Source organism: Haloferax elongans ATCC BAA-1513, from assembly GCF_000336755.1.
Lineage (GTDB): Archaea > Halobacteriota > Halobacteria > Halobacteriales > Haloferacaceae > Haloferax > Haloferax elongans.
Genome location: NZ_AOLK01000015.1, coordinates 359,456 through 384,028, shown reverse-complemented (window position 1 = coordinate 384,028; position 24,573 = coordinate 359,456). Strand labels below are relative to the sequence as shown.

The following is a 24,573-nucleotide window of genomic DNA, read 5'->3' as shown; positions in this document are numbered from 1 at the left end:
CGACTTGCGTTACGATAGTCTGTGACACTTGCACACGAGTGAATCCGTCAGGTCGCGCGAATGTAACCACTTCCGTGTATATCTTCCCCGCCAGGCTTGCCAAACATCGGCACGCCTATGCCATCTCGCAACCCTTTTGTTGCCCCCGAAACCACGCTTGATATGGCGAACGACGTTCCTGACCAAGAACCCTTCACCGAGAAGCTTCGGGTACCCGAATCCCTCACATTCGACGACGTACTGCTCCGACCCATGGAAAGCCGGGTCGAGCCAGATGACGCGGACGTCTCGACGCGCGTCTCGAAGAACGTCGAACTCAATATTCCGATTCTCTCTGCTGCGATGGACACTGTCACCGAGAGCCGGATGGCTATCGGGATGGCCCGTGAGGGTGGCCTCGGTGTTCTGCACCGCAACATGGACGCAGAGGCGATGGTCCAAGAGATAGAGCGCGTCAAGCGCGCCGACGAACTGGTCATCCGCCGCGACGACGTGGTCACGGCACGCCCCGACCAGACCATCAGTGCCGTCGACGAGATGATGGAGCGTGCTGGCGTCTCCGGTGCACCCGTCGTCGGCGAGGACGACGTCGTCCTCGGCATCATTTCAGGCACGGACATCCGTCCCTACCTCGAAGTCGGCGAGGCCGACGAAGTCCGCGAAGCCATGACGGACGAGGTCATCACGGCCACGCGCGACGTGAGCGCCCGCGACGCCCTCGAACTCATGTACGACCACAAAATCGAGCGCGTCCCCATCGTCGACGAAGACAGCCGACTCGTCGGCCTCGTCACGATGCAGGGTATCCTTCAGCGCCGCGAACACGAGAACGCCGCCCGTGACGATGACGGTCGCCTCGTCTGCGGTGTCGCCGTCGGCCCGTTCGACGACGAGCGCGCCCAGATGGCCGACGAGGCCGGTGCGGACGTCATCTTCATCGACTGCGCCCACGCGCACAACCTCAACGTCATCGACGCCGCCCGCGAAATCAAGGAGACCGTCGAAGCTGACGTCGTCGTCGGCAACGTCGGGACCCGCGAAGCAGCCGCGGAAATCGTCGACTTCGCCGACGGCCTCAAGGTCGGTATCGGCCCCGGTTCCATCTGTACGACCCGCGTCGTCTCCGGCTCTGGGATGCCCCAGATTACGGCCGTCGCGGAAGTCGCTGACGTGGCCGCAGAATACGACGTCCCCGTCATCGCCGACGGTGGCATCCGCTACTCCGGCGACGCCATCAAGGCCATCGCCGCCGGTGCCGACGCCGTCATGCTCGGTTCGTACTTCGCAGGCACGGACGAGGCCCCCGGCCGCGTCATCACGATGAACGGCAAGAAGTACAAGCAGTACCGCGGCATGGGCTCTGTCGGTGCGATGCAGTCCGGCGGTGCCGACCGCTACCTCAAGGAAGACAACGAAGACGAAGAGTACGTCCCCGAGGGCGTCGAGGCCGCGACGCCGTACAAGGGCTCGCTCGCGTCTGAACTCCACCAGCTCGTCGGTGGCATGCAGTCCGGCATGGGCTACGTCGGTGCCGAGACGATTCCGGCCGTCAAGGAACGCGCTCGCTTCGTTCGCGTCTCCGCCGCTGGCCAGACCGAAGGCCACCCCCACGACGTGATGATTACCGACGAAGCGCCGAACTACAGCCCGACCGAGTAACTCCGCGGGAACGCGTTCGCGTTCGTCATCTTTTGTTGGATTCGACGCTCAGAACGCTCTCTACACTGCTTTCGGACCGGTAGCTATCGTTCTCCGTAGCACCCGGTACTACCGCTCTCGGTGGCGTCCGTCAACTACTGCTCTCCGTACCACTCTTCTGTAAATCGCTCTGCGAATTCCACAAGGAAGGCGTGCCGCTCTTCGGCAACCGCCCGCGCGGCCTCCGTGTTCATCTCGTCTTTGAGGTGAAGCAGCTTATCGTCGAAGTGGCCGAGACCCGAATACTCGTCTGTGTCGGGTGCCCACAGGCGATTCCCGACGACGCCCGTGAAGGCGAAGTTGCGTGCGATACCGACCGCACCGATGGCATCGAGATTGTCGGCATCCTGCAGAACGAGCGCCTCCGTCGTCTCCGCGGGATTCTCGCCGCCATCGAACTCGTATTCCTCGTGAACCGCGACGCAGTGGAGCACGTCGGGTATTTTCTTATCGGGAAATGCGGTCGCTTCGAGGACCGACCGGACCGCAGAAAGCGAGTCTTCGGGCGGGGTGTATTCCCCCTCTTCGCCCATCGACCGGTGGATGTCGTGTGTGAGTACTGCCGCGCCGACGACTTCGATATCTGCGTCTTCCTGTTCGGAAATCTTCACGCCCACGTTGAAGACACGCCACGCGTGGTCGAGGTCGTGACCCGACGAGTCGTCACCAATCCACGCACGCATCTCGCGTTCGATTTCTCGGAACACCTCGGCGTTCGAAATTCCATCGAGGAACGTCATCTTCAGGAGACGACCTCCACGTCGAACTTGTCGCGCCAGCGGTAGCGACGCCCGCCCCAGACGAAGGTCCGGCGCGCCAGCCCGTACAGGAACAGAGGAACTTGGGCAAGTGCCGCGGGGTACGCCAGCAGGAACGTCCACCGCAACTCGCCGACGGCGGCGTAGAGACCCAGTTGGAAGAGCGTCAAGAGCACGAGGGCGGGAAGCGGGAATGCGACCGCCCCAACCGAGACGAGCGTTGCGAGGAGGAGCATCACGACCTTCCCTTTCGGGTCGTGATACCGGACGATTTGTGCGAATCGAGCGTGCCGTTCGAGCGTGTCACGAATCGACCCGCCGACTGGAACGCGCCGCGTGCGTCGAAGCGGTGTTACGTCGAGGTGTTCGGTGAGAATTCCGTCGTCGCTCACGGTGCGCTGAAGGTCGGCGAAGAACGCCTCAACGTCGAGGTCCGACCGCTCGAACATCACCGCGCCGCCCCAGACGATGTCGTCCGCGTAGACGCCGAGCGTCCCGCCGACAGCGTAAACCGGTTCGAGGAGCATCGAGAGGGGGTCGCGGCCGATAAAGAACGGGAGCTCGGTGACCGGCCCGTGTTCCTCGTAGGCGGCGTGGAGCTCGGCAAGCCAATCGGACGGGTGGTGAAAATCGTCGTCCGTCCAGACGATGCGGTCGTGTTTGGCTTCGCGCATCCCCGCGATAATCGCGTTCGCCTTCCCGGAGCACCTCGCCGGTTCCCCGGCTTTCACGATTCGAACCCCGTCCGGCAGCCCACCCTCCCGGCTTGTGATGGGGTCGGACTCGTCGTCACAGACGAGTAGCAGTTCGTCCCCCGGTACGAGTTGGTCGGCGACCTCCTCGCATGCATCTGTCCACCGAATCGTCGGAAGGAGGATGGTCGTCGCCGGTGGGGTGCTCATGTATGAACCCCCTTATTGAATTTTTATATACATTTCTAATCGACACTATTGCGGTGAATCGTGGACTTACGGGACGAGAACGGCCTGTCCACCGAACGCGACGACTTCAACTATCATTATCTGTTGCCTGTGCGCTCTGCACGCAACCGAAGTCATAGAGGATGATTAATAGGGAAGCATACCCTGCATCTACAGAGCGATGGATTCCGCGGAGCTGCGTACCGCGCTTCGAAACGCTGGATTATCACAGTATCAAGCGGAGGCGTACGTTGCACTTCTTCAGCTCGGGGCGGCGAGTGCAACGGAATTAGCCGACGCGTGTGCCGTTCCAACGGCACGAATATACGACGTTCTCCGTGACCTCGAAGCAAACGGGTATATCGAAACGTACGAACAGGACAGCCTCCACGCACGGGCGTGCAACCCCCAGACGGTGATGGAGGATCTCAAGAATAGGGCAAACCAACTCGACGAGGCGGCGTCCGAGATCGAGACGCGCTGGCAGGAGCCGGCCGTCGACCGGCACATGCTGAGTATCGTCAAGCGATTCGAAACCGTGTTCGGTCGGGCTGAGGAGTTGATCCGGGACGCGACGAGCGAGGTGCAGGTCTCTGTGACGCCGGAGCAACTCGAAGCACTCAGGCCGGCGTTGTCGCGGGCGTACGAAAACGGCGCACTGGTGAAAGTCTCTCTACACCCCGAACAGGGAGACACACTCGACTCGGTAGACGAGCGCTTGTTCGAGGGAGTGGCGACAGAAGTCCGCCGTCGGACGCTCCCGACACCGTTTATCGCCATCGTCGATAGGACTGGGGCGTGCTTCGCCCCGCACGCGGACTCGGTCAACCAGTATGGGGTTCTCGTCGACGACTACACGATGACGTACGTGTTCCACTGGTACTTCCAGACGGCTCTCTGGGAGGTCTGGGACGTCATCTACTGCACGCAATCTAACGACCCGCCGATTATCTACTCTGATATCAGAAACTTCGTTCAGGATGCGAAGCCCCTGCTCGACGAGGGCAAGCGCATCGTCACAAATATTGTCGGACACAAGACAGAAAGTGGTGAGTCAATCGAGTTCACCGGAGAGCTAACCGACCTCTATTACACGGCAGTCTCGGCACCGGACGACTCACTGTCATTTTCAGAACTCGCAGGACAGGTCTGCTTGACCGTCGAAACCGAAGACGAGACATATTCAGTCGGTGGGTGGGGCGCAGTTCTCGAGGAGGTCGAAGCGAACAGAATTACCATCGAGGTGATTTCTTGAACACTCATCATCGCCGAAATGTATAACAATACGTAGGCCGCATATTTTGTACAAACCTGTTCAGGACACCACGACTGACAAGGGGTATTTTGATATACCACCGCACGACATTCAATTTCGTGAGTGTTCCCGGAACACCACTGAACTACCAATGAGTGATGAACAGCCACTCGTGCTCATCGTCGAAGATGAGCCGGACCTCGCCGATCTGTACGCAACCTGGCTTCGGAAAGACTACCGTATTCGTGTCGCTTACGGTGGTCGCGAAGCCCTTGAGAAACTGGACAACGAGGTCAACGTTGTTCTCCTCGACCGTCGGATGCCCGACCTCTCGGGAGACGAGGCCCTCGCCGAAATCCGCGACCGCGGCTTCGAGTGCCGCGTCGCGATGGTGACAGCCGTCGAACCTGACTTCGACATCATCGCCATGGGCTTCGACGACTACCTCGTGAAACCGGTCTCTCGCGAGGCGTTGACCGAAACCGTCTCGAACCTCCTGTTGCGAAACGACTACGATACAGGGATTCAGGACCTCTTTTCTCTCGCGTCCAAGAAAGCCCTGCTCGAATCAGAGAAAGACGAAGCGACGCTCAAGGACAACGAAGAGTACCAAGAGCTCACCGCGCAGCTGAACGAACTGCGCGCTGACTTAGACGAAACACTTGGACAACTCGACGAGACCAAAGGAGTCACGGCAGTATACCGAGACATCGGTGAGTCGTCTGACTCCCAAGATTCGTAGACCGGTCGCACCGATAACGATCCGGGAACTGTTCCGCGGCTTTCTCTACCGATTTTCGCCGACAGAGAGATACGCTAACTATTCTTCGTTTTATGTGTTATTGATACAACTTAATTAAGTTAATTACTTGTCAGAACTACACGAAAATTTATAATTGATGGGCGGTCCTCGATGGAAGTGTACATGTCCGACAACACCAACTCGATGGTTTCGTACCTTCGTCAGAATCCGCGTATGATGGGCGTCCTGTTCACGCTCACCCTCCTGCTCTCGCAGGCAGGGAGTGCAGCGGCAGGAGGGAGTGCAAGTGTCATTTATGGTCCGTAACTAAGTCAAAAATCTATCATCCCAGTGTATCGAGTCATTATAGATAATTGGCATATTCTCTAGGGAGAGAAAATCACGAAGCTCATTCTGTGTCATCTTAACATCATTTATTCGCTGAGAGCCCAGATAGTAACTATCATTGTTTGGGAAGGCGGGGCGAATCAGGGACCCAAGGCCACACCGCGAGGTTGGATACACTTGGTACGAGAGATGATACGCATCACTATCTAATTGGGTTACTTCGCATAGGACCGCAGTTCCATTTTCAGTTTGCACGACAGAGATACCACCATCACCAACAACGCCATACTGATGTGCAACATCGCTGTCTCTCTTGACGACATCAAGAGAAGTCTGCAATGGGAACCCGCCATTCAACAATCGCGCAAGCGTTCGACCCACGCCGACCGCTTGACTGTTGATCACGTCGCTGAACGTGACGATACCGCCGATAGCCCCTGCTTCGACGAGCGCTAGTCCCTGGTCGTACGACTGACAAGCGTTGAGGAAGAACGCCCCGGTTCCGACGTGGTCTAGCGTCTCGGCGTCGACTTTCCCATCACGGCATTGGAAACCATCGCCGTCGATGTGACCGATATAGTGCAGGAAGTCAGTTGGTTCCGCAAGGACCGAGCGTAACTCTTCGCGAGAGAGGTCGTAGTGGGCGTCAACGTCGAACGCGAGTTCCTCACGCGACCCGTACACCTCGTCGACGACGTCGCTTTCGGCCAACATCTCCTGGTCGTTGCAGACGACGGTAATACCGATGTCGCCGTCCGCTGGTTTGCGCTGGAGTCTGTTCTGATACGCCGCCGGTGTCGTCTTACTCGCGCCGACAGGCGTTCCGTCGCTAATCCACGCCTGTTCGACCGAGTCGGTCGATTGCGGTTTGACGTAGGTTTCTCGTCCGGTCGTCGCCCCCGTACTCCGCACGATATCGTCTCGTAGGAAGTCGTCGACGGCCGACGCCTCGACTTCCGAGTGGGGGACTTCCGTTCCGTCTGGTGTCCGAACCACGGCAAGGTCGTTCGTCACGAAGGGAAGCAGTTCGACGTTGCTCGGCTGTGGAGCGACGTGTGTGGTCAACTTCCACTCGGGAACGAGGTCCTTGATTTGCTCGTACGGAACTTCGAAATAGGTCTTGAGTCGCTCTCCGAGCGGTGCATCGTACAGTGCTTCGACATCGATGTCGAGGCGGGACTCGACCACTTCGCGTTCGTGGAGGTCGACGGCGTAGATTCCCTCTGTTCGGACGACGCAGTCGAGGAAAAACGTCTGTTTGAGCGCGCGTGCAACGTCGTCTTCGAATGCGCGCGGGCCGTCGAACTCGTGAACGAAGCCGCTGTCAGCGACGAGTCGTGGGCGGACCCCCGAGACGAGTTCGGCACCGAGATAGTACGCGAGGGGTGCCACGACGAAGATGTGCCGGAGGTCCGGCGGGATTTCGAGCCGGATGCCGGTGTCTGCGGCCTCCATCCCCTCCGGAATGTCGAGTTCGTCTCCGAGTTCCAAAAGCGGCGGATGGCCTCTGAGTGTAGGGTAGGACCGCTCGACGCTCGTCGTCTTGAGTGCCGAACTGAACGCCGAGACGGCTTTCATCACGTCTGCGGGGTCGTCCGTCGTCGTGATAGTCGCGGCCGGTGATTCGTGCGACGAGCGAGCACCGACGAGAACACCCTGCGATTCGTCGAGAGAGATGCTGGTCTCCAGCGGTTTGGCATCGATGGTGAATGGTCCCTCGACTTTGAGATACGTCTTCACGGGCCCGAACAGTTCGAGACTGTACGTACCTGGTCCGAACTGCTCGGCACGGCGCTGGTCGACCTGTGCAAGCATCGAGCCAGCATCGTCGCGGACGCAGACAACCGTGTTGGCCGCGATGTCGATGCGGTCGGTTTCGATGCAGACTGCAGCGTCTGTCGGGAACCAAAATCGGGTCTCGTCTACCGGTTTGGGAGTGACTGGTGCGGGCGTTTCCAATCTGAATTGATGTCGTTCGATTTGGTCTCGAACGAGGAGGCCAGCACTGTCTGACGGGAGTGAAAACCCAACCTCCAGACCCATGGAGGCGTCGGACTCTTCACCCAGACCGGACTGTTCCATTGTTAGTATATGTCGTGATTCGAGTGAAAAGCGTATTGGTAGGGTGAGTTTCAGGGTTCGAGGACAAACCAGCCGGACGACACGTCGACGGTGTTGAGGTGCCACCGCTGCTTGGCTTCGGTTCCATCGACTGTTAGCTCGACGACAGCGTCGAAAAGCGGTTCCAGTGTTCTGTTGACCACGTCGTCTCGTTCGCCGGGAGACCACACGTGAATCATCCCCTGTCTCGAACGAACGTGCGTCGTCAGCACGTGCAAGAACCGAAAGACGTGCTCTTTGTCGTACTCTTCGAGCAGTGTTGGAAGGCAGTCGAATGCGACGCGAAGTTCGGCCGGGTCGAGGCCGTTTGCGAGTCTGTCGAATTCCGTGATGTCTGTCGTAATCTCGGCACCGAGTTGGCCCATCTCTCCAGTGACGTGCCGCTCACAGGAATCGGATATCAGCGACGGCTCTTGCGGGGTGGCTGCGGCCGCCCCGCGAGCGAGTGCCGTATACCGAATCGTCCGAGTACACTCTGTCGAGCGTTCGATGGACGGGTCGAGACGGTTCTCTACGGATGTCGTACTGTTCAACACGAGGAGACGGCGTCGCGACTCGTCGGGGGCCCCGAGCATCTGTTTTGAGGCCCTCGCGTACAGTTCAGTCGGGACGGAACCAACGACAAGAAGTGCACTTCCGCGTTGTTTGAGTGCTTCTAACCCGAGTTGGAACTCGGACTTCTTGTCGGTGATAGTCGTCTCCGTATTTCCTCCCGACGCCATTCATGTTGGTTGACGAAACCATATTTAATAATACTTTGCGTGTTGGTCTCTCGAACAATGGTGGCAATTAACACAATTATTGCACCGACCTATGACGCGCGACTATTGCTCACATACCTCCTGGGGCAGTGACCCTCTGAGTTCCCTGACCAATAGTACGACGAGAGTGTCGTGTTTTCCTTCAACGATTCCCGCTTACGCTGCGTCCGTCGTTTATGTCGCTTACGTCGCTTCCCGGACCGTCAACACCGGCACAGAGGCTTTTCTGACGATACGTTCGGTCACGCTTCCGAGCAATACACGTTCGATACCCGTCCGTCCGTGGGTGGCCATCACGATGACGTCGATGTCGTGGTCAGTGGCGTATTCGAGTATCGCCTCGTGTGGCGACCCCTTTTCGACGACACCCACCGCGTCGATGTCGCGTTCGTGTGCTCGGTTGACGATGCCATCGACGAGTTTCTGTCCTTCATTTTCGAGTCTTGTGAGGACTTCACCGCCAACGATGCCGCCCACGCCGTCGTGTTCGGTGTCGGCGACAAACAACACGTGGACTGTCGCGCCGTACATCTCCGCGAACCCGAACACGTGGGGAATCGCTTGTTCAGACGCCGGACTCCCATCGACTGGCAGCAGTATCTCGTCGTACATACCTGAACGTACGTGCCCGAAGAGTGTCAACCCTTCGCACACGAGAGAAAATCGGGTTCTAAAGCCGAGTTAGTGTCTGTAACCGAGGCCTCGGTTAGGTGTCCCTGACGTACGCTTCGATGCGGTTCATCGCCACGCGAAGTTCCTTCATGCTCGTCGCGTAGGAGACGCGCAGATGGCCCTCTCCGCCCGAGCCGAAGACGCTTCCCGGCACGAGAGCGACGTTCTGCTCTTCGAGGAGACCCTCGGCGAACGCTTCGTCGTCGCCGTCGGGAACCTCGGGGAAGACGTAGAATGCGCCTTTGGCTTCGAAGCAGTCCATGCCCATCTCTTCGAACCGGGCGAGAACGAACCGACGGCGACGGTCGTACTCGTTTACCATCTCCTCGACAGCGTCGTCACAGGACCGCAACGCTTCGAGCGCGGCGTACTGCGCGGTCGTCGGTGCCGACAGCATCGCGTACTGGTGGACCTTGTTCATCGCGTCGATAGCCTCCGACGGTCCCATCGCGTAGCCGAGGCGCAGGCCAGTCATGGCGTACGCCTTCGAAAAACCGTTGAACACGATGGTTCGCTCGCGCATCCCTGGATGGGTCGCGATGGAGGCGTGGTCGTCTTCGTACCGGAGGTCGGCGTAGATTTCGTCCGAGAGGACGATGAGGTCGTGTTCTCGGACGAACTCGGCGACGCCGGCCAGTTCATCGTCGGTCATCACCGCGCCAGTCGGATTGTTTGGGTAGCAGAGCACCAACACGTCGGCCTCGTCGGCACCGGCGGCTTCCAGCGCCTCTGGCGTCAGTTTGAACTCGTCTTCGGCGTGGGTCGGTACCGGAAGTGGCTCGCCACCGGCGAAGAGCGCTCCCGGTGTGTACGAGATGTACGACGGTTGTGGGATGGCGACGATGTCTCCCTGGTCGACGAACGCCCGGAAGGCGAGGTCGACCGCTTCGCTCGCGCCGGTCGTGACGATAATCTCGTCTTCGGGGTCGTACTCCTGTCCGTAGCGAGTGACGCGCTCCGAGATGGCTTCACGGAGTTCGCGCATCCCCCGGTTGGACGTGTAAGAGGTTTTGCCGCGTTCGAGCGAGTCGATGGCGGCAGTTCGGGCGGCCCACGGGGCCGAGAAGTCCGGTTCACCGACACCGAGAGAGATGACGTCGTCTACTTCCTCGGCGAGTTCGAAGAATCGCCGGATTCCCGACGGTGGCACCTGTTCGACGCGCTCCGAGAGGTGGTCGCCGAACGTCATGGTGACACGGAGAGACGGTCGTCGTCGTCGCCGTCACCGAGTTCGATGCCCTCCTCCTTGTAGGAGTCCATCACGAAGTGCGTCACCGTCTTGGTGACTTCCGGGATGGGGGCGATGCGCTCGGAGACGAAGTTCGACACGTCGTGCATCGACTCGCCTTCGACCTCGATGAAGAAGTCATAGTCGCCGGAGACGAGTCTGAGCGTGGCGACTTCGGGGAACCGCGCGATACGGGTCGCAATCTCTTCGTACCCCGTCTCGCGGTCGAGTTCGACGTCGACTTCGACTTGCGCGCGGACGTGCTCGTCCGAGACGCGGTCCCAGTCCACGACGGCCTGGTAGCCCCGGACGACCCCGTCGGCTTCGAGTTCCTCGAGCGCTGCTGCCACTGCCTCGGCGTCTGCGCCCAGTTGTCGGGCAATGTCGTCTACACTCTCTCGAGCATCGCGACGCAGCAGGTCGAGCAGTGACCGCTTGTCCATGGCCACTCCGTTGCAGGCATCATTGAAATGGTTTACCCAAGCAAGCGGACGTGTCGTGGCAACCAGTTGTCCTATCTTCGTCTGTCATCTCTTGTCGTAGTGTGGCCCACCACCCCTCCGAATGGCCTGCGGAAAACCTATCCATCTCCTTCGAGAAACGTTTCAACTATGGAGACAGAATTCGATTGGCTGACCCTCGACGAGGAGGAGGAGGTTCTCTGGGCGGATACACCGCATCCGTACAGTCTCGTCCCCGCGCTCATCGTGGGTGTGCCACTCTCGCTGGTTATCGTCGGTATCCCGCTTCTCGTGGGGTCGTATCTCTCGTTCAAGAATACGAACTACGTCGTCACCACCGAAGCGCTCTACAAGAAGACGGGCGTCCTCTCTCGGAGCGTCCAGCGCATCGAATTCGACAAAGTCCAAGATACGTCCTACAGCCAGACGTTCTTCGGCGCGCAGTTCGGCTACGGAACCGTCGACATCAGTACCGCTGGTGGGAGCGGCGTGGAGATGAGCTTCCAGAACGTGGCCGAGCCACAGTCGCTTCAGAGTCTGGTCAACGAGCGACTCAAGCGCGGTCGGAGCAGCGATGCCGGCGGGAAGGGGAAAGAGGCTGTCCTCGACGACATCGTCACCGAACTCCGTGCAATTCGAGAAGCAATCGAAGGCGACGCCAGCCACTCGATGGGGGACTCACCCGACACGTCGTCGACCAAGACGACCGAGAACGACTTCGACCTGACGTCTGATTCGACATCCGACTCGACACCCGGTTCAACACCCAACTCGACACCCGGTTCAACACCCAACTCGACACCCGGTTCGAACACAGGCCAGCCTGATTCAGACTTGGACCAGACGGAAAGCTCACTGGACCCACTGGAGCCGACCGAATTCGAGTTCGACGCGTCGGTGACTGACGACCGATGAGCGACATCGAGTGGCTCGGCGAGACGGACGAGGCCGTCGTCTGGGATGGCTGCCCGCGCATCCAGACGGTCATCCCCGCAGTCGTCGCCGCCGTGGTCATCCTCGCGGGCGCTGCGCTCGTCGCCGTGCAGGTGAACCAACCGCTCTTCGCTCTGGTCGGCGTCCTCGGAGTAGTCGCGCCGGTCTGGTCGTACCTCCAAGTAGTCAACACCCGCTACGTCGTCACCACCGAAGCGCTCTACAAGAAGACGGGCATCCTCTCTCGGAACGTCCGGCGCGTCTCGCTCGACCGTATCCAAAACAGCATGCTGTCCCAGGACATCACCGGGTCACTGTTCGGCTACGGCACTATCTCGGCCGAAGCGGCTGGCGGTGGTGCGATTCGCTTCGAGAAAGTGAACGACCCTCACGAGGTCCGGGGCGAAATTGACCGACACCTCGACCGCGACGAGATTCCGGGGACAGTCGAACAGTGGACCGCCGTGCTCGAAGAAGTTCGGGCGCTCCGCGCGGCAGTCGAATAGTCACCAGACTCACCGCGTGTCTGCCGAACACTGGTCAGGCGGTTGGGAGCAAGATGGTCACGATGTTGCCGTGGGGTTCGTTTTCGTCGAACTCTAACATCCCGCCCGACTGCCGAACGATGAGATTGACCAGCCACAGTCCGAGTCCGCTCCCGTGGTACAGCGGCTCTATCTCTTCTTCTCGTGTCAGTACCTTTCGCTCCATCTCGGGGATTCGTGGCCCGTCGTCGACGACGCGAATCTCGACGACAGCGTCTCTGTGGCTCACGAGAAGTGCCACGTTCGCCGGCGTCTCTCCCGAGTGGACGACCGCATTTTCGAGGAGTTCTTCGATTGCTTCTCCGATGGCCTGCGTGGCATCGGCACGGCAGTCGTCTGGCCGGTCGGCCGCAACGGTCGCGTCGGGGTGCCGTTGTCGAACCCGAGAGACGACTGAGTCCACGACGGACCCGACGTCGATAACGTCATCCGCCGGTGGGTCCGCGAGGAACGTCGTGATTCGACGCCACTTCTGTGCCGTATCGAGCAATCGCCGGCTCGTGTCGAGAATCGTCTGGGCAGTGCGGTCGGGACACTTCGCGGACGATTCGAGAATCATCTCGGCGGAGCCCTGAACGAGATTCAGGTCGTTCCGCAGGTTGTGTCGAAGGACGCGGTCGATGACTTTCATCTGCTGGCGCCGGTCTTCACGCTCCGAAACGTCCCGAATGACGCCGACGAATCCGAGTGTCTTCCCACTGGCGTCGTTGCGTCTGACGATAGTTGTCTCGGCCGGGAAGACCTGTCCCGAGCGCTTCTGGCACTGCATCGTGATCGTGGTGTGCTTGTCAGAGCTATTCTTGAGTCGCTGGCCGACCTCGCGGAACTCCGCCTCGTTCGCGTAGATGAGGCGAACTGACTCTCCGATTACGTCGTCGAGTTCGTACCCGAAGAGGTCGGTGAACGCGGGGTTGCCGTCGATGATTGTCCGGTCGGCGTCGGCGACGAGAATGGTGTCTTGGATGCTGTTGAAGAGCGATTGGTACCGTCGCTTCCGCAGTTGAATCTCCCGCTCGCGGGCTTTTCGGGTGGTGATGTCCATGACGACGCCGATAGCGCGTACTGGCTCGCCGGTGGAATCGTACTCTAGTTCCCCCCGTTCGCGGACCCACCTCGTCTCACCATCGACCACGATTCGGTGTTCGATATCGTACGGGTCTCCGTTGAGGGCGGCGTTCCACGCCGCTTCGACCTCGCTTCGGTCGTCGGGATGGACTCGGCTCAGAAATCGCTCGAACGTCATCGACACGTTTTGCGGAACCCCGAAGATTCGATAGCAGTTCTTCGACCAGTGAAACGTATCTTCACGGAGGTCCAGGTGCCAACTCCCGATGTCGGCAATTTCCTGGGCTTGGTCGAAGTGTATCTGGCGCTCTCGGGGAGTGTCCATGACTAGTCGCCGTGTGGCTAGCTCGAAGTACCGGAGAATCACCAGTAATACTTTTCGGGAAAATCATCTATTTTGATAACGGCCTTTGGCGACGTGGAGCATCGTCACCGCCGTTTTTGTCGTTTCGCTGGCTCGAAAATGTCTGTAGCTCAGTCGTCCGCAGGACTCGTCGACGGGCGCTCAGACTGCGGCGAGGCGTCCCCGGCGAACCCAATTCCTGCGACCACGAAGGCGAACAACACGAGCGGCGAGAGGTAGCCGAACAAGTAGTACGGCGCGTACGAGAGCGTCGCAACCCCGAGAACGCCGGACATGTACGCGCCGCCAGCGTGCCACGGGAACAGCGCACCGGTCGGCGTCCCGGCGGATTCGATGGCCTGCGAGAGGTCCGAGTTGTCGAGTCCGAACTCGTCGTAGGTGTTGCGGAGCGTCATGCCGGGGACGACGATGCTCATGTACTGTTGCGCGGTCAGCGCGTTGGTCAGGATTGCAGAGACGCCGGTCGCAGCGACCAGCGACCCGGTGTTTTTCACGCCCTGTTCGAGGCGGTGGGCGAGGACGGCGAGAACCCCCGTCTGTTCGAGGAGACCACCGAGCGCCAGTGCTGCGACGACGATGGCGATGGTCCACGCGGACCCGGAGACGCCACCGGCCGCGAGCAGACTGTTGACGAGTTCAGAGCCCGTCTCCGGGGACGTTCCGCTCATGAAGACCTGCCACGCGTCGACGAAGGACGCGCCCTGCACGAGAATGCTCGTGAAGGCTCCCGCAAACGCCCCCGCGAGGAGGACTGTCAGTGCGGGGAAGCCAGCGGCAGCGAGGCCGAACGTGACGACGAGCGGGAGGAACGCGAGGAGCGTGATGTCGTAAGTGGATGCGAGCGCGGTCTGGATGTCGGCGATTTGGCCCGCGGGGATAGTACCGGAGACGCCCAGCCCGAGTACCGTAAACCCGGCGACAGAGAGGCCGAACGCGACGAGCGTCCCGGTCCGCATCGCATGGATGTGGTCGTAGAGGTCGGTGTTGGTGACGGCCGCCGCGAGGTTCGTCGTGTCCGAGAGCGGCGACTGCTTGTCACCTGCGTACGCGCCGGTGAGGATGGCACCGGCAGTCATCGGTGCGGGAACGCCGAGTCCCGAGCCGATGCCGATGAAAGCGACGCCGAGCGTCCCGACTGCCGTCCACGACGACCCGATTGCGAACGTGGCGACGCCGACGAGCACGGCGGTCGCCGGGAGGAACACCTGCGGCGACAGCAGGTCGAGCCCGAAGGACATCAGCGTCGGAATCGTCCCCGCGGCGACCCACGTCGCGACGACGCCGTAGATAGTAAACAGAATCAGGAGTGCTTGCAGCCCCATCGAGAGACTGCGGTCGATACCGGCGTAGAGGTCGTCCCACGAGTAGCCCCAGACGTATCGGCCGAGAAGCCCGACGAGCGCGATACTCCAGATGAGAGGGATGTGTGGGTCGAGTTTCAACAGCGTCGACCCGATGCCGAGGAACAAGACGAGCCCGAGAACCGGGACGAGTGCCTGTGCAAAACTCGGGCGCGTCTCGGGTTCGAGGTCGTCGTACGACCGCGGCGTGTATCTGTCAGTTACCATCGTAGCTCAAAGAATTACTTTAGAGCATAAAATGTTGTCGTAATATGAATTGAGTGCATTGTTATGCATTGTCGTATTCTAATCTGACAACTAAATGCGTGTGGGGAATATTTTATTCCGGAAGCAGGAATGGACTGTTCGGATTCTGAGAACGTGTCACTCAGAGGGAAACATCCTTCACTGAAGCGTGCCACGACTCCCGCATGGTCCTCGAAGAGTTCTTCTTATTTCCACTGGGGTTGGTCGCCCTGCTCGGGGCTGTACCCCTCATCATCCTCTACTTTCTGCGGCCGGAGCCGGTTCGTCGCACGCTCCCGACGTTTCGGTTCCTCGCAGATTCCGCGGGGCGAAACGCATCGAATCCGATATTTGACAGACTCCTCCGAAGTGTTCTCTTGCTCGTGCAACTGTTGGCCATCTTGGCGCTGGTCGGGTCGCTCGCGACTCCATACGTGCTCGTGCCGGAGTCGGAGACCGTCTCCGAGACAGTGCTCGTCGTCGACGCCAGCGCGAGTATGGGCGTCTCGGACGGCGGTGGAACGCGCTTTCAGCGGGCACTCGATGCCGCCCGCGACGAAGTGAGCGGCACGACGTCGGTGGTCGTCTCCGGGCCGACCGATAGTGTCGCACTCCGCCGCGGCAGTGCGACCGACGCTCGGTCGACCCTCGACGGTATCTCTGTGACTGCCGCGTCGGGCGACCTCAGAGCGGCAATCACGACCGCCGCCGCAGTCGCCGGAAAAGACGCTCGAATCGTGGTCCTCAGCGACTTCGCAGACGACTCGCCGTGGCAGGATGCAGTTCGTGAGGCGCGCGCCCGCGAAATCGTCGTCGAACTGCGTCAGTTCGCAGGCGGTGGCGACGCGAACGTGGGTATCGTCGACCGGCGCTTCTCCGGGAAGAACGTCACGGTGACGGTGAAGAACTACGGCGACGCCGAGGTGACGCGAACGGTGTCGCTTTCGGGGACTTCCCGACAGGTCACACTCGGCGCGGGCGACGTGGGAACGGCCACGTTCCCGGTTCCGTCCGGCGGCGGCCAAGTCTCCCTCTCGCCGGGTGACGACTTCTCGACCGACGACCAACTGGCAATCGCCGCGCCGACAGACGAGTCCATCGACGTACTCGTCCTCACCAACGACGAGAACCGGTTCCTCACGGCCGCACTCTCCGTCATCCCCGAAGTGACGTTGACGGTCGACAACCCACCGACGAGCGTCACCCCGGACTACGACGTCATCGTCTACAGCAACGTCAACAAAGAACGCATCCTCAGAGGGAACATCGACGCAGGGCGTGAAGTCGTCGAAGACGGTGGCGGCGTCGCGATACAGGCCCAGTCGGAACTGCCGAGCTACGGGAACTTACTCCTGGTCGAATCAGAGGGCATGAAAGCGAACCCGACTATCGGGACCATCTCGGACCACGACCTCACTCGAGATATCACGTTCCCGCCGCCGAACAAGTACCACGTCGGCCAGTTACGAGAGGGGACCGCACACGTCACCGCAGAAGACGGGTCGCCTCTCGTCGCCACCGCCGACCGCGGTGCGGGCCGGATTCTCTACTACGGCTTCATGGAAGACGACTCCGCGTTCAAGTACAACTACCAGTACCCGGTCTTCTGGAAGCGGGCGGTGTTTCACCTCGCCGGGCGGCCGACATTGGCCGAACTGAACCGGCAGACCGGCGGGACGCTCAGAGTCGGGCCGAATGAATCGGTACAGACACCGAGTGGGACCGCGACCGGCCCGGAGGTCCTACTCGACGAGTCCGGCTTCTACAGCGCGGGTGAGAACACGTACGCCGCGGGACTGCTCAGCGAGTCTGAGTCGGACGTCGCCGCCGAGTCACTCGACGACCAAGAGCGGTCGTCGGACACTCCGACGCGGGTCGAAGAACGGTTGGTTCCCGACCCACTGACGGAGTGGGCCGCGATGGTCGCACTCGCAATCACGTTCGTCGAACTCGCGTATCTTCGAAAGCGGGGTGACCTCTGATGGCTGTGCTTCCGCTACTCGCGTGGACGACGGAGATTGCCGGGCGCACCCTCGGCCTCGAACGACCGCTGTTCTTGCTCGTGATTCCAGTGGCGGTCATCCTCGCCTGGGGCATCATCTTCAGGCGCACAGCGGGCACCGCAGGTGAACGGTCTCGCCGGTTGCTCCTCGCCTCGCGCATCCTCGTCGTCGTGTTGCTCGTCGTCGCCGCGGCAGGGCCGTACACTATCGAGACCAGACAGACCGAGGGCGAACCCCACGTGACGCTTCTGGTCGACGAATCTGACAGTATGGCCGTCTCACCCGAGATGGCGTCGGGCCTCGCTAGCCGAATCGAAGACGAGGGAGTGCCCGCGACTGTCTCGACGGTGGCTCAGGGTGACAAATCCCCGCTCGGAAACGCCCTTGCAGCGAACACGCGACCCGATGGCACTGTCGTTCTGCTATCGGATGGTCGCGTGACGAGCGGACGCACCCTCGCCTCCGCGACCGAGTTGGCTCGGAGTATGAACGCGACGGTGAGTGCCGTCGCTCCCGAACCGGACTCCGCCGAGCAGTACGTCTCGCTCAACGGCCCGGCGAAGACGAGCGTCGGCGTCGAAAACGCCTTCCTCGCGCAGGTCGGCGGCGTCTCACCGGACGAGACCCAAAGCGTCGAACTCATCGTCGAAGTCGACGGACAGGAGATTCGGCGTGAGACGGTCGAATCGCCCGGCGCGGTCGAATTCACGCAGACGTTCGACAGCGTCGGCACGTACCAACTGACCGCGCGCATCGATGCCGACGACCAGTTCGACAGCAACGACGTCTTCCACAAGACGGTTCGCGTCGTCGAACCGCCGAAGGTGCTGTACGTCTCGCGGGGGACGTACCCCTTCCGCGACTACCTCGCGGAGTTGTACGATTTAGAGGTCGCGTCGGCGGTTCCAGACGACCTCTCGTCGTACCACGCTGTCGTCTTGCAGGATATGCACGCCCGTGACGTCGGCAACGTCGACGCGCTTCAGCGGTTCGTCATCGACGGCGGCGGACTGCTCGTCGCAGGCGGAGCGAACTCCTTCGAGAATGGTGCCTACAAAGGGTCACAACTCGCGTCGACCCTTCCCGTCACGACCGGCGAGAGCACCGGCCAGAGTACGAATCTCGTCTTCGCAATCGACGTCTCCGGCAGCGCGGAGTCGGGAATGCGCGTCCAGAAGGCCGTCGCACTCGACGCGCTCGACCAACTCGGCGACGACAACAAAATCGGCATCGTCGGGTTCAACTACCGCGCCTACGAGGTCGCTCCGCTTCGCCCACTTGGCCCGAACCGTGAAGCCACGGCCGACCTCATCCGCCGTCTCTCCTCGGGTGGGGCGACGGACATCGCCGTCGGACTCGATGGCGCGTCGCAACTCCTCGACGACCAGCGCGGCACTATCATCCTCATCAGTGACGGCCACGACCGGTTCGAAGATGCATCGGTCATCGCGGAGCAACTCGGCCGAGAGGGAGTCCGCGTCGTGACCATCGGCACCGGGCCGAATCCGAACGAACGGACCTTGCGGTCGATTGCGCAAGCCTCCGGTGGAAACTACTTGCGCGCCGACGAAACGAGCCGACTCAGAATCCTCTTCGGCGGCGCAAACAGGCAGTACGCGGGGAGCGGACTGACTATCGTCGACCAGAACGATTTCATCACCTCTGGCGTGAAGCTGACCGCGAACCCCGGAAACACCAACGACGTCTCTATCCGAAGCGGTGCGAACTTCCTCGTCGCGTCGGACGACGGAACACCCGCCGTGGCGTCGTGGCGGTACGGACTCGGGCGGGTTGCAACCATCACGACCTACGGGGCTGACGGCTCGCTCGATGGCCTGCTCAGCCGCCCCGACTCGCTGTTGCTCACGAAGTCCACGAATTACGTCGTCGGCGACCCGGACCGGAAGGCCACCGGTGTCACCACCGTCAGTGACACTCGCGTCGGGACGCCCGTAACAGTCGTCTATCGCGGTGATTCGCGACCGAGCGGCGGAAACCTCACGTTCTCGTCGGTCAACCCCGGCGTCTACCACGCGACTGCAACGCCTACCGAGCAAGGCTTCCACAGCGTGCTCGACACGTCGTTCGCTGCGAACTACCAAGCCGAGTACGCCGGATTCGGGCTGTCACCACAGCTCAAAGCCGCCGTCTCTGACACCGGCGGGCAACTGTACTCGTCGGACCAGGCAGCCGAAATAGCCAGGTCCGCTCGCGACAATGCATCGGGTGTGCGACCCGTGCGCGACGACTGGGCCAGGGCGTTCGTCCTCGCAGCGTTCCTCCTCTACCTCGGCGAGGTGCTCCTCCGGCGAGTTCAAGTGTATCGGGGCCGAACGCGAAGTGAAGGTGGATTGATATGAGTTTCATCGGCCGGTCCCTGAACCTCAGTCTCGTTGCCCTCGTCGTCCTTCTGACGACCGGGACAGTCGGGGCAACGATGTATTATCAACACTCTGTCGACTCTCTCGACCAACAGAACGACCAGCTTCGGGACCGAAACGAGGCGCTCGAAACGGAGCTCTCGCAGACGCGGGAAAACCTCTCTGCAGTCAGAACAGACCTCAGAGAGTTAAACGAGAGCCTCTCCCGAACGCGGGGTGACGTCTCGCAGGTCTCGAAAGACCTCGAAGAGACCGAAGAACAGCTCGAATCGTCCAGACAAGAACTGTCGACGACGGAAGAGGAACTCTTCGAGACCAAAGACGAACTCCTGCAAGCACGGGCTGAACTTCGTGACGCCCGCAGCAGTATCGAACAGCTTCAGGCGGACAAAAATAAGTTACAGAACCGCATCAACGACCTCGAAGCGGGCAACGAAGACCTCTCCGAGACGAACGAGAAGCTCAACGACCAGATAGACGACCTCGAAGTCGAAATCAACCAACTCGAAGACCAAATCGACGACCTCCAAGACGACCTCGACACCGCCTGTGCCGAAATCGAGGGTGACAAACCGGATGTGTGTACGTAATGTCATCTGACGACTCCACACCCGACGAGGCCGATAGCCCCCCCACGAGTGACGAACGCGCTTCTGCATCTGACTCGTCGGCGGACGACCTCTCGATGCAGATGAAAAGAGCCGTTCGAGCTGTCCGTCGGGAGGCGAAGAAAGCCGCCATCGTTCCGAGTGTCGCCGATGGTGCTGTCGCGGCGCTTCTGACCAACGTCGCGCTCCGGACTATCAGCATCTCGGCGCTTCCGAACGAACTCTCGCTCGCGCGCCTCCCCGGCATCGACTCCGCTGTCTCGATTCACCCCGCCGTTCCGATTGCCCTCCTCGTCGGCATCCTCGTCGCAGTCGGCGAGTACGTGTTCCGAATGCGACGGCCACCGGTCGAGCAGTTCGAATCGGTGAACCCGAACGTGGCTGAGGCGCTTCGGACAGCACGCGACACGCTCGGCGACGACAGTGACTCTCGAATGGTCGTCGCACTCTACGAAGACGTGCTCTCACGGTTACGCTCGGCTTCCTCTGTCGAGTTGCTTCCAACTCGTCGCGTCGCTCTCGCGGTGGTCGTCGTCATCGCCCTCTCGGCGGCGAGCATCCACGTCGCCATCGCCGACATCGAAGTGGCAGGACTCGACGGCGGGAGTGGCCAACTCGCCGACAGCGACAGAGACGGGAGTTACCGCCAGAGCCAACTGGAAAACGGCAGTTCGATTCTCGGTGACCCCGAGGACGTCTCCGCGGGGTCCGACGAACTGAACGCGACGCTCGGCGGGACCGGTCAAGGAGACGACTCCCCGTCGTCATCGGCGACAGCCTACGACTCGACAGGCTACAGTAGCGACGCCGATGTCGAGAGTCAGCGGGCGGGCTATCTCGCCGACGACGCCCTCGACGATGCTGCACTGATTCGCGACTACACGCTCAAGATACGCGACCAAGACGATGAGTGACGAACAAGACTGGAATTGGGATACCCCCGACGACACCGACGTACAGACAGGAACCGACACGTCCGCCGCCTCGGGCGGAGCGCTCTCGGAGATGAGTCTCGAAGACCTCCAATCGAGCGTCGCGGCCGTCAAATCAGAGGTCGGAAAGCGAATCATCGGCCAACACGAGGTCGTCGAGCGACTGCTCGTCTGTATCCTCTGTGACGGCAACGCACTGCTCGAATCGAACCCCGGACTCGGGAAGACGACGCTCGTCAGAGCACTGACCGAGGCGACGGACCTGCAGTTCTCCCGTATCCAGAACACGCCCGACCTGATGCCGTCTGACATCACCGGCACCGAGATTATCCGCGAGACGTCCGACGGCCGCGAGTTCGTCTTCGAACGCGGCCCTATCTTCGCCAACGTCGTTCTCGCCGACGAGATAAACCGGGCGACGCCGAAGACGCAGGCCGCCCTGCTCGAAGCGATGCAGGAAAAGCAGGTCACTGCTGCAGGCGAGACCTACCAACTCCCGAAACCATTCTTCGTCCTCGCGACGCAGAACCCCATCGACCAGGGCGGGACCTACCCGCTTCCGGAGGCGCAGACCGACCGCTTCCTGATGAAGATTCTCGTCACTTACCCGGAGTTCGACGAGGAGCGAACTATCGTTCAGCAGTACGCCGAAGGCGGAACTGTCCCCGAAGTCGAGCGCGTCCTCCCCCGGAAGCATCTGATGGCGGCACAGCAACTCGTCCGGCAGGTTCCTATCGCCGATGACATCCGCGACAGAGCCATCGAACTGGTCAGAAAGACGCGAAACGACGACGCCATCGAGTTCGGGGCCAGTCCCCGCGCGAGCATGGCGCTCGTCCTCGCGGCCAAGGCGCGTGCGTTCATCCACGGCCGTACCCACGTCTCGTGGGAGGACGTGGCCGAGATGGCCCCTCCGGTTATCCGCCACCGCATCATCCTCGACTTCCGTGCCGAACGTGAGGGACTCACTCCCGACGACGCCATCCAGCGCCTGATTGAATGATAGACCCCGGCTTCCTCGACGAACTCGACCGGTTCGACACCTCGCTGAAGCGACTGTCGAACGCGCCGCTCCAAGGCGAGCAGCAGTCGCGAGACGTCGGCGAGGGGCTGACCTTCAGCGACCACCGCCGGTACGTCGCTGGCGACGACCCGCGTCTCATCGACTGGAAAGTCTACGCTCGTACCGAGGAGCTGTTTATCAAGCGCTACGAGGCGGAGCGAAACCTGACCGTTCACGTCCTCCTCGACGCCACGGCCTCGATGGACTTCGGCGAGGGAGAGACGCACAAGTTCGAATATGGGGCGAAGCTCGGTCTCGGGTTCTGCCACCTCACGTCCGAGGAGAACAACGACTTCAGGTTCTCGCTCGTCGGCGACTCGGCCGAGCGAATCGACACTGGCGGGTCGAGCCGAGGGGAGATACTGCGCCTCGTCGACCACCTCAACGAGACCACTCCGTCGGGTGACGGTGATGTCCAGACGGCGCTCGAATCGTACGCCGACACCATCCACTCGCGGTCGCTCGTCCTCGTCGTCACCGACGCGCTGTTCGATGTCGACGACGTGGCCGCGGGTCTCGCCGCACTCGCCCGCAACGACGTACTTGTCGCACAGGTGTTGACGCCGGAAGAACTCGGGCCTGAGACCGCCGGCGACGCCGTCTTCGAAGACCCCGAATCCGACGAGACACAGCGCGTCTACTTCGGCGGGTCGGCCGCACAGCGGTACGACGAGCGCCTCCAGCGTCACATCGAGGACGTAGACGACCGGTGTCGGTCGCTCGGCGTCGAACACGAACTGGTGAACACGGGGGCGGACTTCTTCGACACCTTCGCGAACCTCTGGTTGGGGATGCGAGTCGGCCAGGAACGAGCGAAACGGTAAGACTCAGCGGTCGGTATCACCGCGGACGAGTCACTTTTCACTGCCGCCAGCGACCACTCTCCCGTGACAGAGACGCAGGGAAAGCGTGTCGTCGGCCTCGTCGCCGGGTCGCACGTCGTCAACCACGCCTATCTGGTCGCGCTCGCGCCCGTCATCGGCACCGTCGCCAGTGAGTTCGAGGTGAGCATCGCGGCTATCGGCCTCGCAATCGGCGTTCAAGGTGCCGTCGTCACGCTCCTGCAACTCCCCTTCGGCTATCTCTCGGACACTCGAAGCCGGACGCTCGTGTTCGCCATTTCGCTCGTGGTCGGGACGCTCGGTATCGTCGCTACCGCACTCGCGCCCACCTACGAGTGGCTACTCGTCTCGCAGGCGCTTCTCGGCGTCGGCATCGCGGGGCACCACCCCGCACACTACCCGCTTCTCGCGGCGGCGACTGCGGAAGCGAACCGCGGCCGTGCGTACTCGATTCACGCCCTCGGCGGGTCAATCGGCTTCGCAGCACCCTACGCTATCGCCGCGGCCACCGACGCGGCCGGGCTGGAGTGGCGCTGGGTCATCGGCATCGTCGCCATTCTCGGCGGTGCGTACGCGCTCGTTGCGCTTCTCGTCGCTCGTACGCTTCGGCCCGAGGTGGCGAAGCCAGCGCCCGACGACCGCCCCGACTCGCGGCCGACGCTGGCAGGCGTTCGGGAAGGTGCTCGTGGCCTCCTCTCCTCGTCGGGGCTGATGGGACTCGCGCTCCTCTCGTTTCTGACCTCGGCGGCCGCGTGGTGTATTCGGACGTACTCCCCGCAACTCCTCTCTGTAGCCTATCCACTCGACCCCGGAACGGCGAACCTCCTCGTCTCGGGCATGCTCGTGACTGGGGCGGGAACCATCCTACTCGGCGGCGCGCTCACGGACCGCATCGGCCCCGGGAACGTCGCACTCGGCGGCTACGCGGCCCTCGGAATTCTCGCCGCGGTGCTGGCGACCGGCGCACTCCCACTCGTCTTGCTCGTCCTCGTCTTACCCTTCAGCGGGACGATTAGCGTCTCGCGGCCCGCGCGCTCGACGCTCGCAGACCGCCTCTCCGAGCGCTCGGACCTCGGCAAGACGTTCGCCGTCGTGACAATCGGTATCTCTCTCGGTGGCGCAGTCGCACCACCGGCGTTCGGCGCGCTCATCGACATCGCGAGTGTTCGTGTCGCCTTCGGTGTCGTCGCAGTCCTCGGGTTCGTCTCGCTGGGACTGACGCGGTGGCTACTCGGCCGGGTCGATGGGTCGGCGCGCGACCCACACGTTGCGACCAGTGACTAACCG

The 24,573-nt window shown here is 61.5% G+C and carries 22 protein-coding genes; 13 read left to right on the top strand and 9 right to left on the bottom strand.

Annotation, left to right across the window (positions count from 1 at the left end; genetic code table 11):
- Nucleotides 1–162 precede the first annotated feature (162 nt).
- On the top strand, nt 163–1,659 hold the full coding sequence (gene guaB / locus C453_RS08590) for an IMP dehydrogenase (RefSeq protein WP_008323901.1): 1,497 nt from the start codon (nt 163–165) through the stop codon (nt 1,657–1,659).
- A gap of 134 nt (nt 1,660–1,793) precedes the next feature.
- Here guaB and C453_RS08585 read toward each other — a convergent pair whose 3' ends face one another.
- Together C453_RS08585 and C453_RS08580 are read right to left on the bottom strand one after the other, a co-directional pair.
- On the bottom strand, nt 1,794–2,438 hold the full coding sequence (locus tag C453_RS08585) for an HD domain-containing protein (protein WP_008323900.1): 645 nt from the start codon (nt 2,436–2,438) through the stop codon (nt 1,794–1,796).
- Nucleotides 2,439–2,440: 2 nt separating this feature from the next.
- Nucleotides 2,441–3,358 carry a glycosyltransferase gene (locus tag C453_RS08580; protein WP_008323899.1) on the bottom strand — a complete coding sequence of 306 codons (918 nt, stop codon included), beginning with the start codon at nt 3,356–3,358 and terminating at the stop codon, nt 2,441–2,443.
- A gap of 199 nt (nt 3,359–3,557) precedes the next feature.
- Between C453_RS08580 and C453_RS08575 the strand changes: the two genes are divergently transcribed.
- The 3 genes from C453_RS08575 to C453_RS20405 all read left to right on the top strand — a co-directional run bounded on the left by C453_RS08575 (nt 3,558) and on the right by C453_RS20405 (nt 5,700).
- Nucleotides 3,558–4,631 carry a TrmB family transcriptional regulator gene (locus C453_RS08575; RefSeq protein WP_008323898.1) on the top strand — a complete coding sequence of 358 codons (1,074 nt, stop codon included), beginning with the start codon at nt 3,558–3,560 and terminating at the stop codon, nt 4,629–4,631.
- 151 nt (nt 4,632–4,782) lie between these two features.
- Nucleotides 4,783–5,373, top strand: a complete 591-nt coding sequence (locus C453_RS08570) for a response regulator transcription factor (protein ID WP_008323897.1) — start codon at nt 4,783–4,785, stop codon at nt 5,371–5,373.
- A gap of 183 nt (nt 5,374–5,556) precedes the next feature.
- The gene (locus C453_RS20405; RefSeq protein ID WP_169316547.1) at nt 5,557–5,700 is read left to right on the top strand and encodes a DUF7503 family protein; all 144 of its coding nucleotides are present in this window, start codon (nt 5,557–5,559) and stop codon (nt 5,698–5,700) included.
- On the opposite strand, the gene C453_RS08565 is transcribed toward C453_RS20405, so the two are convergent.
- The 5 genes from C453_RS08565 to C453_RS08545 form a co-directional block, all read right to left on the bottom strand.
- A complete protein-coding gene (locus tag C453_RS08565; protein WP_008323895.1) occupies nt 5,701–7,803 on the bottom strand; it encodes a hypothetical protein in 2,103 nt (700 codons plus the stop codon).
- Nucleotides 7,804–7,853: 50 nt separating this feature from the next.
- Nucleotides 7,854–8,564: a DUF7504 family protein gene (locus tag C453_RS08560; RefSeq protein WP_008323894.1), complete on the bottom strand. Its 711-nt coding sequence runs from the start codon at nt 8,562–8,564 to the stop codon at nt 7,854–7,856.
- Between the two features lie 222 nt (nt 8,565–8,786).
- Nucleotides 8,787–9,215, bottom strand: a complete 429-nt coding sequence (locus tag C453_RS08555) for a universal stress protein (RefSeq protein WP_008323893.1) — start codon at nt 9,213–9,215, stop codon at nt 8,787–8,789.
- 94 nt (nt 9,216–9,309) lie between these two features.
- On the bottom strand, nt 9,310–10,464 hold the full coding sequence (locus tag C453_RS08550) for a pyridoxal phosphate-dependent aminotransferase (RefSeq protein ID WP_008323892.1): 1,155 nt from the start codon (nt 10,462–10,464) through the stop codon (nt 9,310–9,312).
- Nucleotides 10,461–10,946 carry an Lrp/AsnC family transcriptional regulator gene (locus C453_RS08545; protein WP_008323891.1) on the bottom strand — a complete coding sequence of 162 codons (486 nt, stop codon included), beginning with the start codon at nt 10,944–10,946 and terminating at the stop codon, nt 10,461–10,463. Before C453_RS08545 ends, C453_RS08550 begins: the two co-directional genes overlap by 4 nt.
- Nucleotides 10,947–11,114: 168 nt before the next feature.
- Here C453_RS08545 and C453_RS08540 point away from each other — a divergent pair, with 168 nt between their 5' ends.
- Both C453_RS08540 and C453_RS08535 read left to right on the top strand, forming a co-directional pair.
- Nucleotides 11,115–11,879 (top strand): PH domain-containing protein, encoded by a 765-nt coding sequence (locus C453_RS08540; protein WP_008323890.1) that lies wholly within the window; start codon nt 11,115–11,117, stop codon nt 11,877–11,879.
- A complete protein-coding gene (locus tag C453_RS08535) occupies nt 11,876–12,403 on the top strand; it encodes a PH domain-containing protein (protein WP_008323889.1) in 528 nt (175 codons plus the stop codon). Before C453_RS08540 ends, C453_RS08535 begins: the two co-directional genes overlap by 4 nt.
- Nucleotides 12,404–12,437: 34 nt before the next feature.
- Here the strand turns inward: C453_RS08535 and C453_RS08530 are convergent, their stop codons facing one another.
- Both C453_RS08530 and arcD read right to left on the bottom strand, forming a co-directional pair.
- Nucleotides 12,438–13,832, bottom strand: coding sequence for a sensor histidine kinase (locus C453_RS08530; protein ID WP_008323888.1), 1,395 nt, complete (start codon nt 13,830–13,832; stop codon nt 12,438–12,440).
- 149 nt (nt 13,833–13,981) lie between these two features.
- A complete protein-coding gene (gene arcD, locus C453_RS08525; RefSeq protein WP_008323887.1) occupies nt 13,982–15,439 on the bottom strand; it encodes an arginine/ornithine antiporter ArcD in 1,458 nt (485 codons plus the stop codon).
- Nucleotides 15,440–15,642: 203 nt separating this feature from the next.
- Here arcD and C453_RS08520 point away from each other — a divergent pair, with 203 nt between their 5' ends.
- From C453_RS08520 to C453_RS08490, 7 genes are all read left to right on the top strand, one after another.
- Nucleotides 15,643–17,439, top strand: coding sequence for a DUF7408 domain-containing protein (locus C453_RS08520; RefSeq protein WP_008323886.1), 1,797 nt, complete (start codon nt 15,643–15,645; stop codon nt 17,437–17,439).
- Nucleotides 17,439–19,820 carry a vWA domain-containing protein gene (locus tag C453_RS08515; RefSeq protein ID WP_008323885.1) on the top strand — a complete coding sequence of 794 codons (2,382 nt, stop codon included), beginning with the start codon at nt 17,439–17,441 and terminating at the stop codon, nt 19,818–19,820. The genes C453_RS08520 and C453_RS08515 overlap by 1 nt, the downstream gene beginning before the upstream one ends.
- Complete coding sequence (locus C453_RS08510) at nt 19,817–20,431, top strand: chromosome partition protein (protein WP_008323884.1); 615 nt, start codon at nt 19,817–19,819, stop codon at nt 20,429–20,431. The genes C453_RS08515 and C453_RS08510 overlap by 4 nt, the downstream gene beginning before the upstream one ends.
- Nucleotides 20,431–21,363, top strand: coding sequence for a DUF7502 family protein (locus C453_RS08505; protein WP_008323883.1), 933 nt, complete (start codon nt 20,431–20,433; stop codon nt 21,361–21,363). Before C453_RS08510 ends, C453_RS08505 begins: the two co-directional genes overlap by 1 nt.
- Nucleotides 21,356–22,384, top strand: a complete 1,029-nt coding sequence (locus C453_RS08500) for an AAA family ATPase (RefSeq protein ID WP_008323882.1) — start codon at nt 21,356–21,358, stop codon at nt 22,382–22,384. Before C453_RS08505 ends, C453_RS08500 begins: the two co-directional genes overlap by 8 nt.
- Entirely contained in the window at nt 22,381–23,268 is an 888-nt protein-coding gene (locus C453_RS08495) for a DUF58 domain-containing protein (RefSeq protein WP_008323881.1), read from the top strand. The genes C453_RS08500 and C453_RS08495 overlap by 4 nt, the downstream gene beginning before the upstream one ends.
- A gap of 63 nt (nt 23,269–23,331) precedes the next feature.
- The gene (locus C453_RS08490; RefSeq protein ID WP_008323880.1) at nt 23,332–24,570 is read left to right on the top strand and encodes an MFS transporter; all 1,239 of its coding nucleotides are present in this window, start codon (nt 23,332–23,334) and stop codon (nt 24,568–24,570) included.
- Nucleotides 24,571–24,573: the final 3 nt, after the last annotated feature.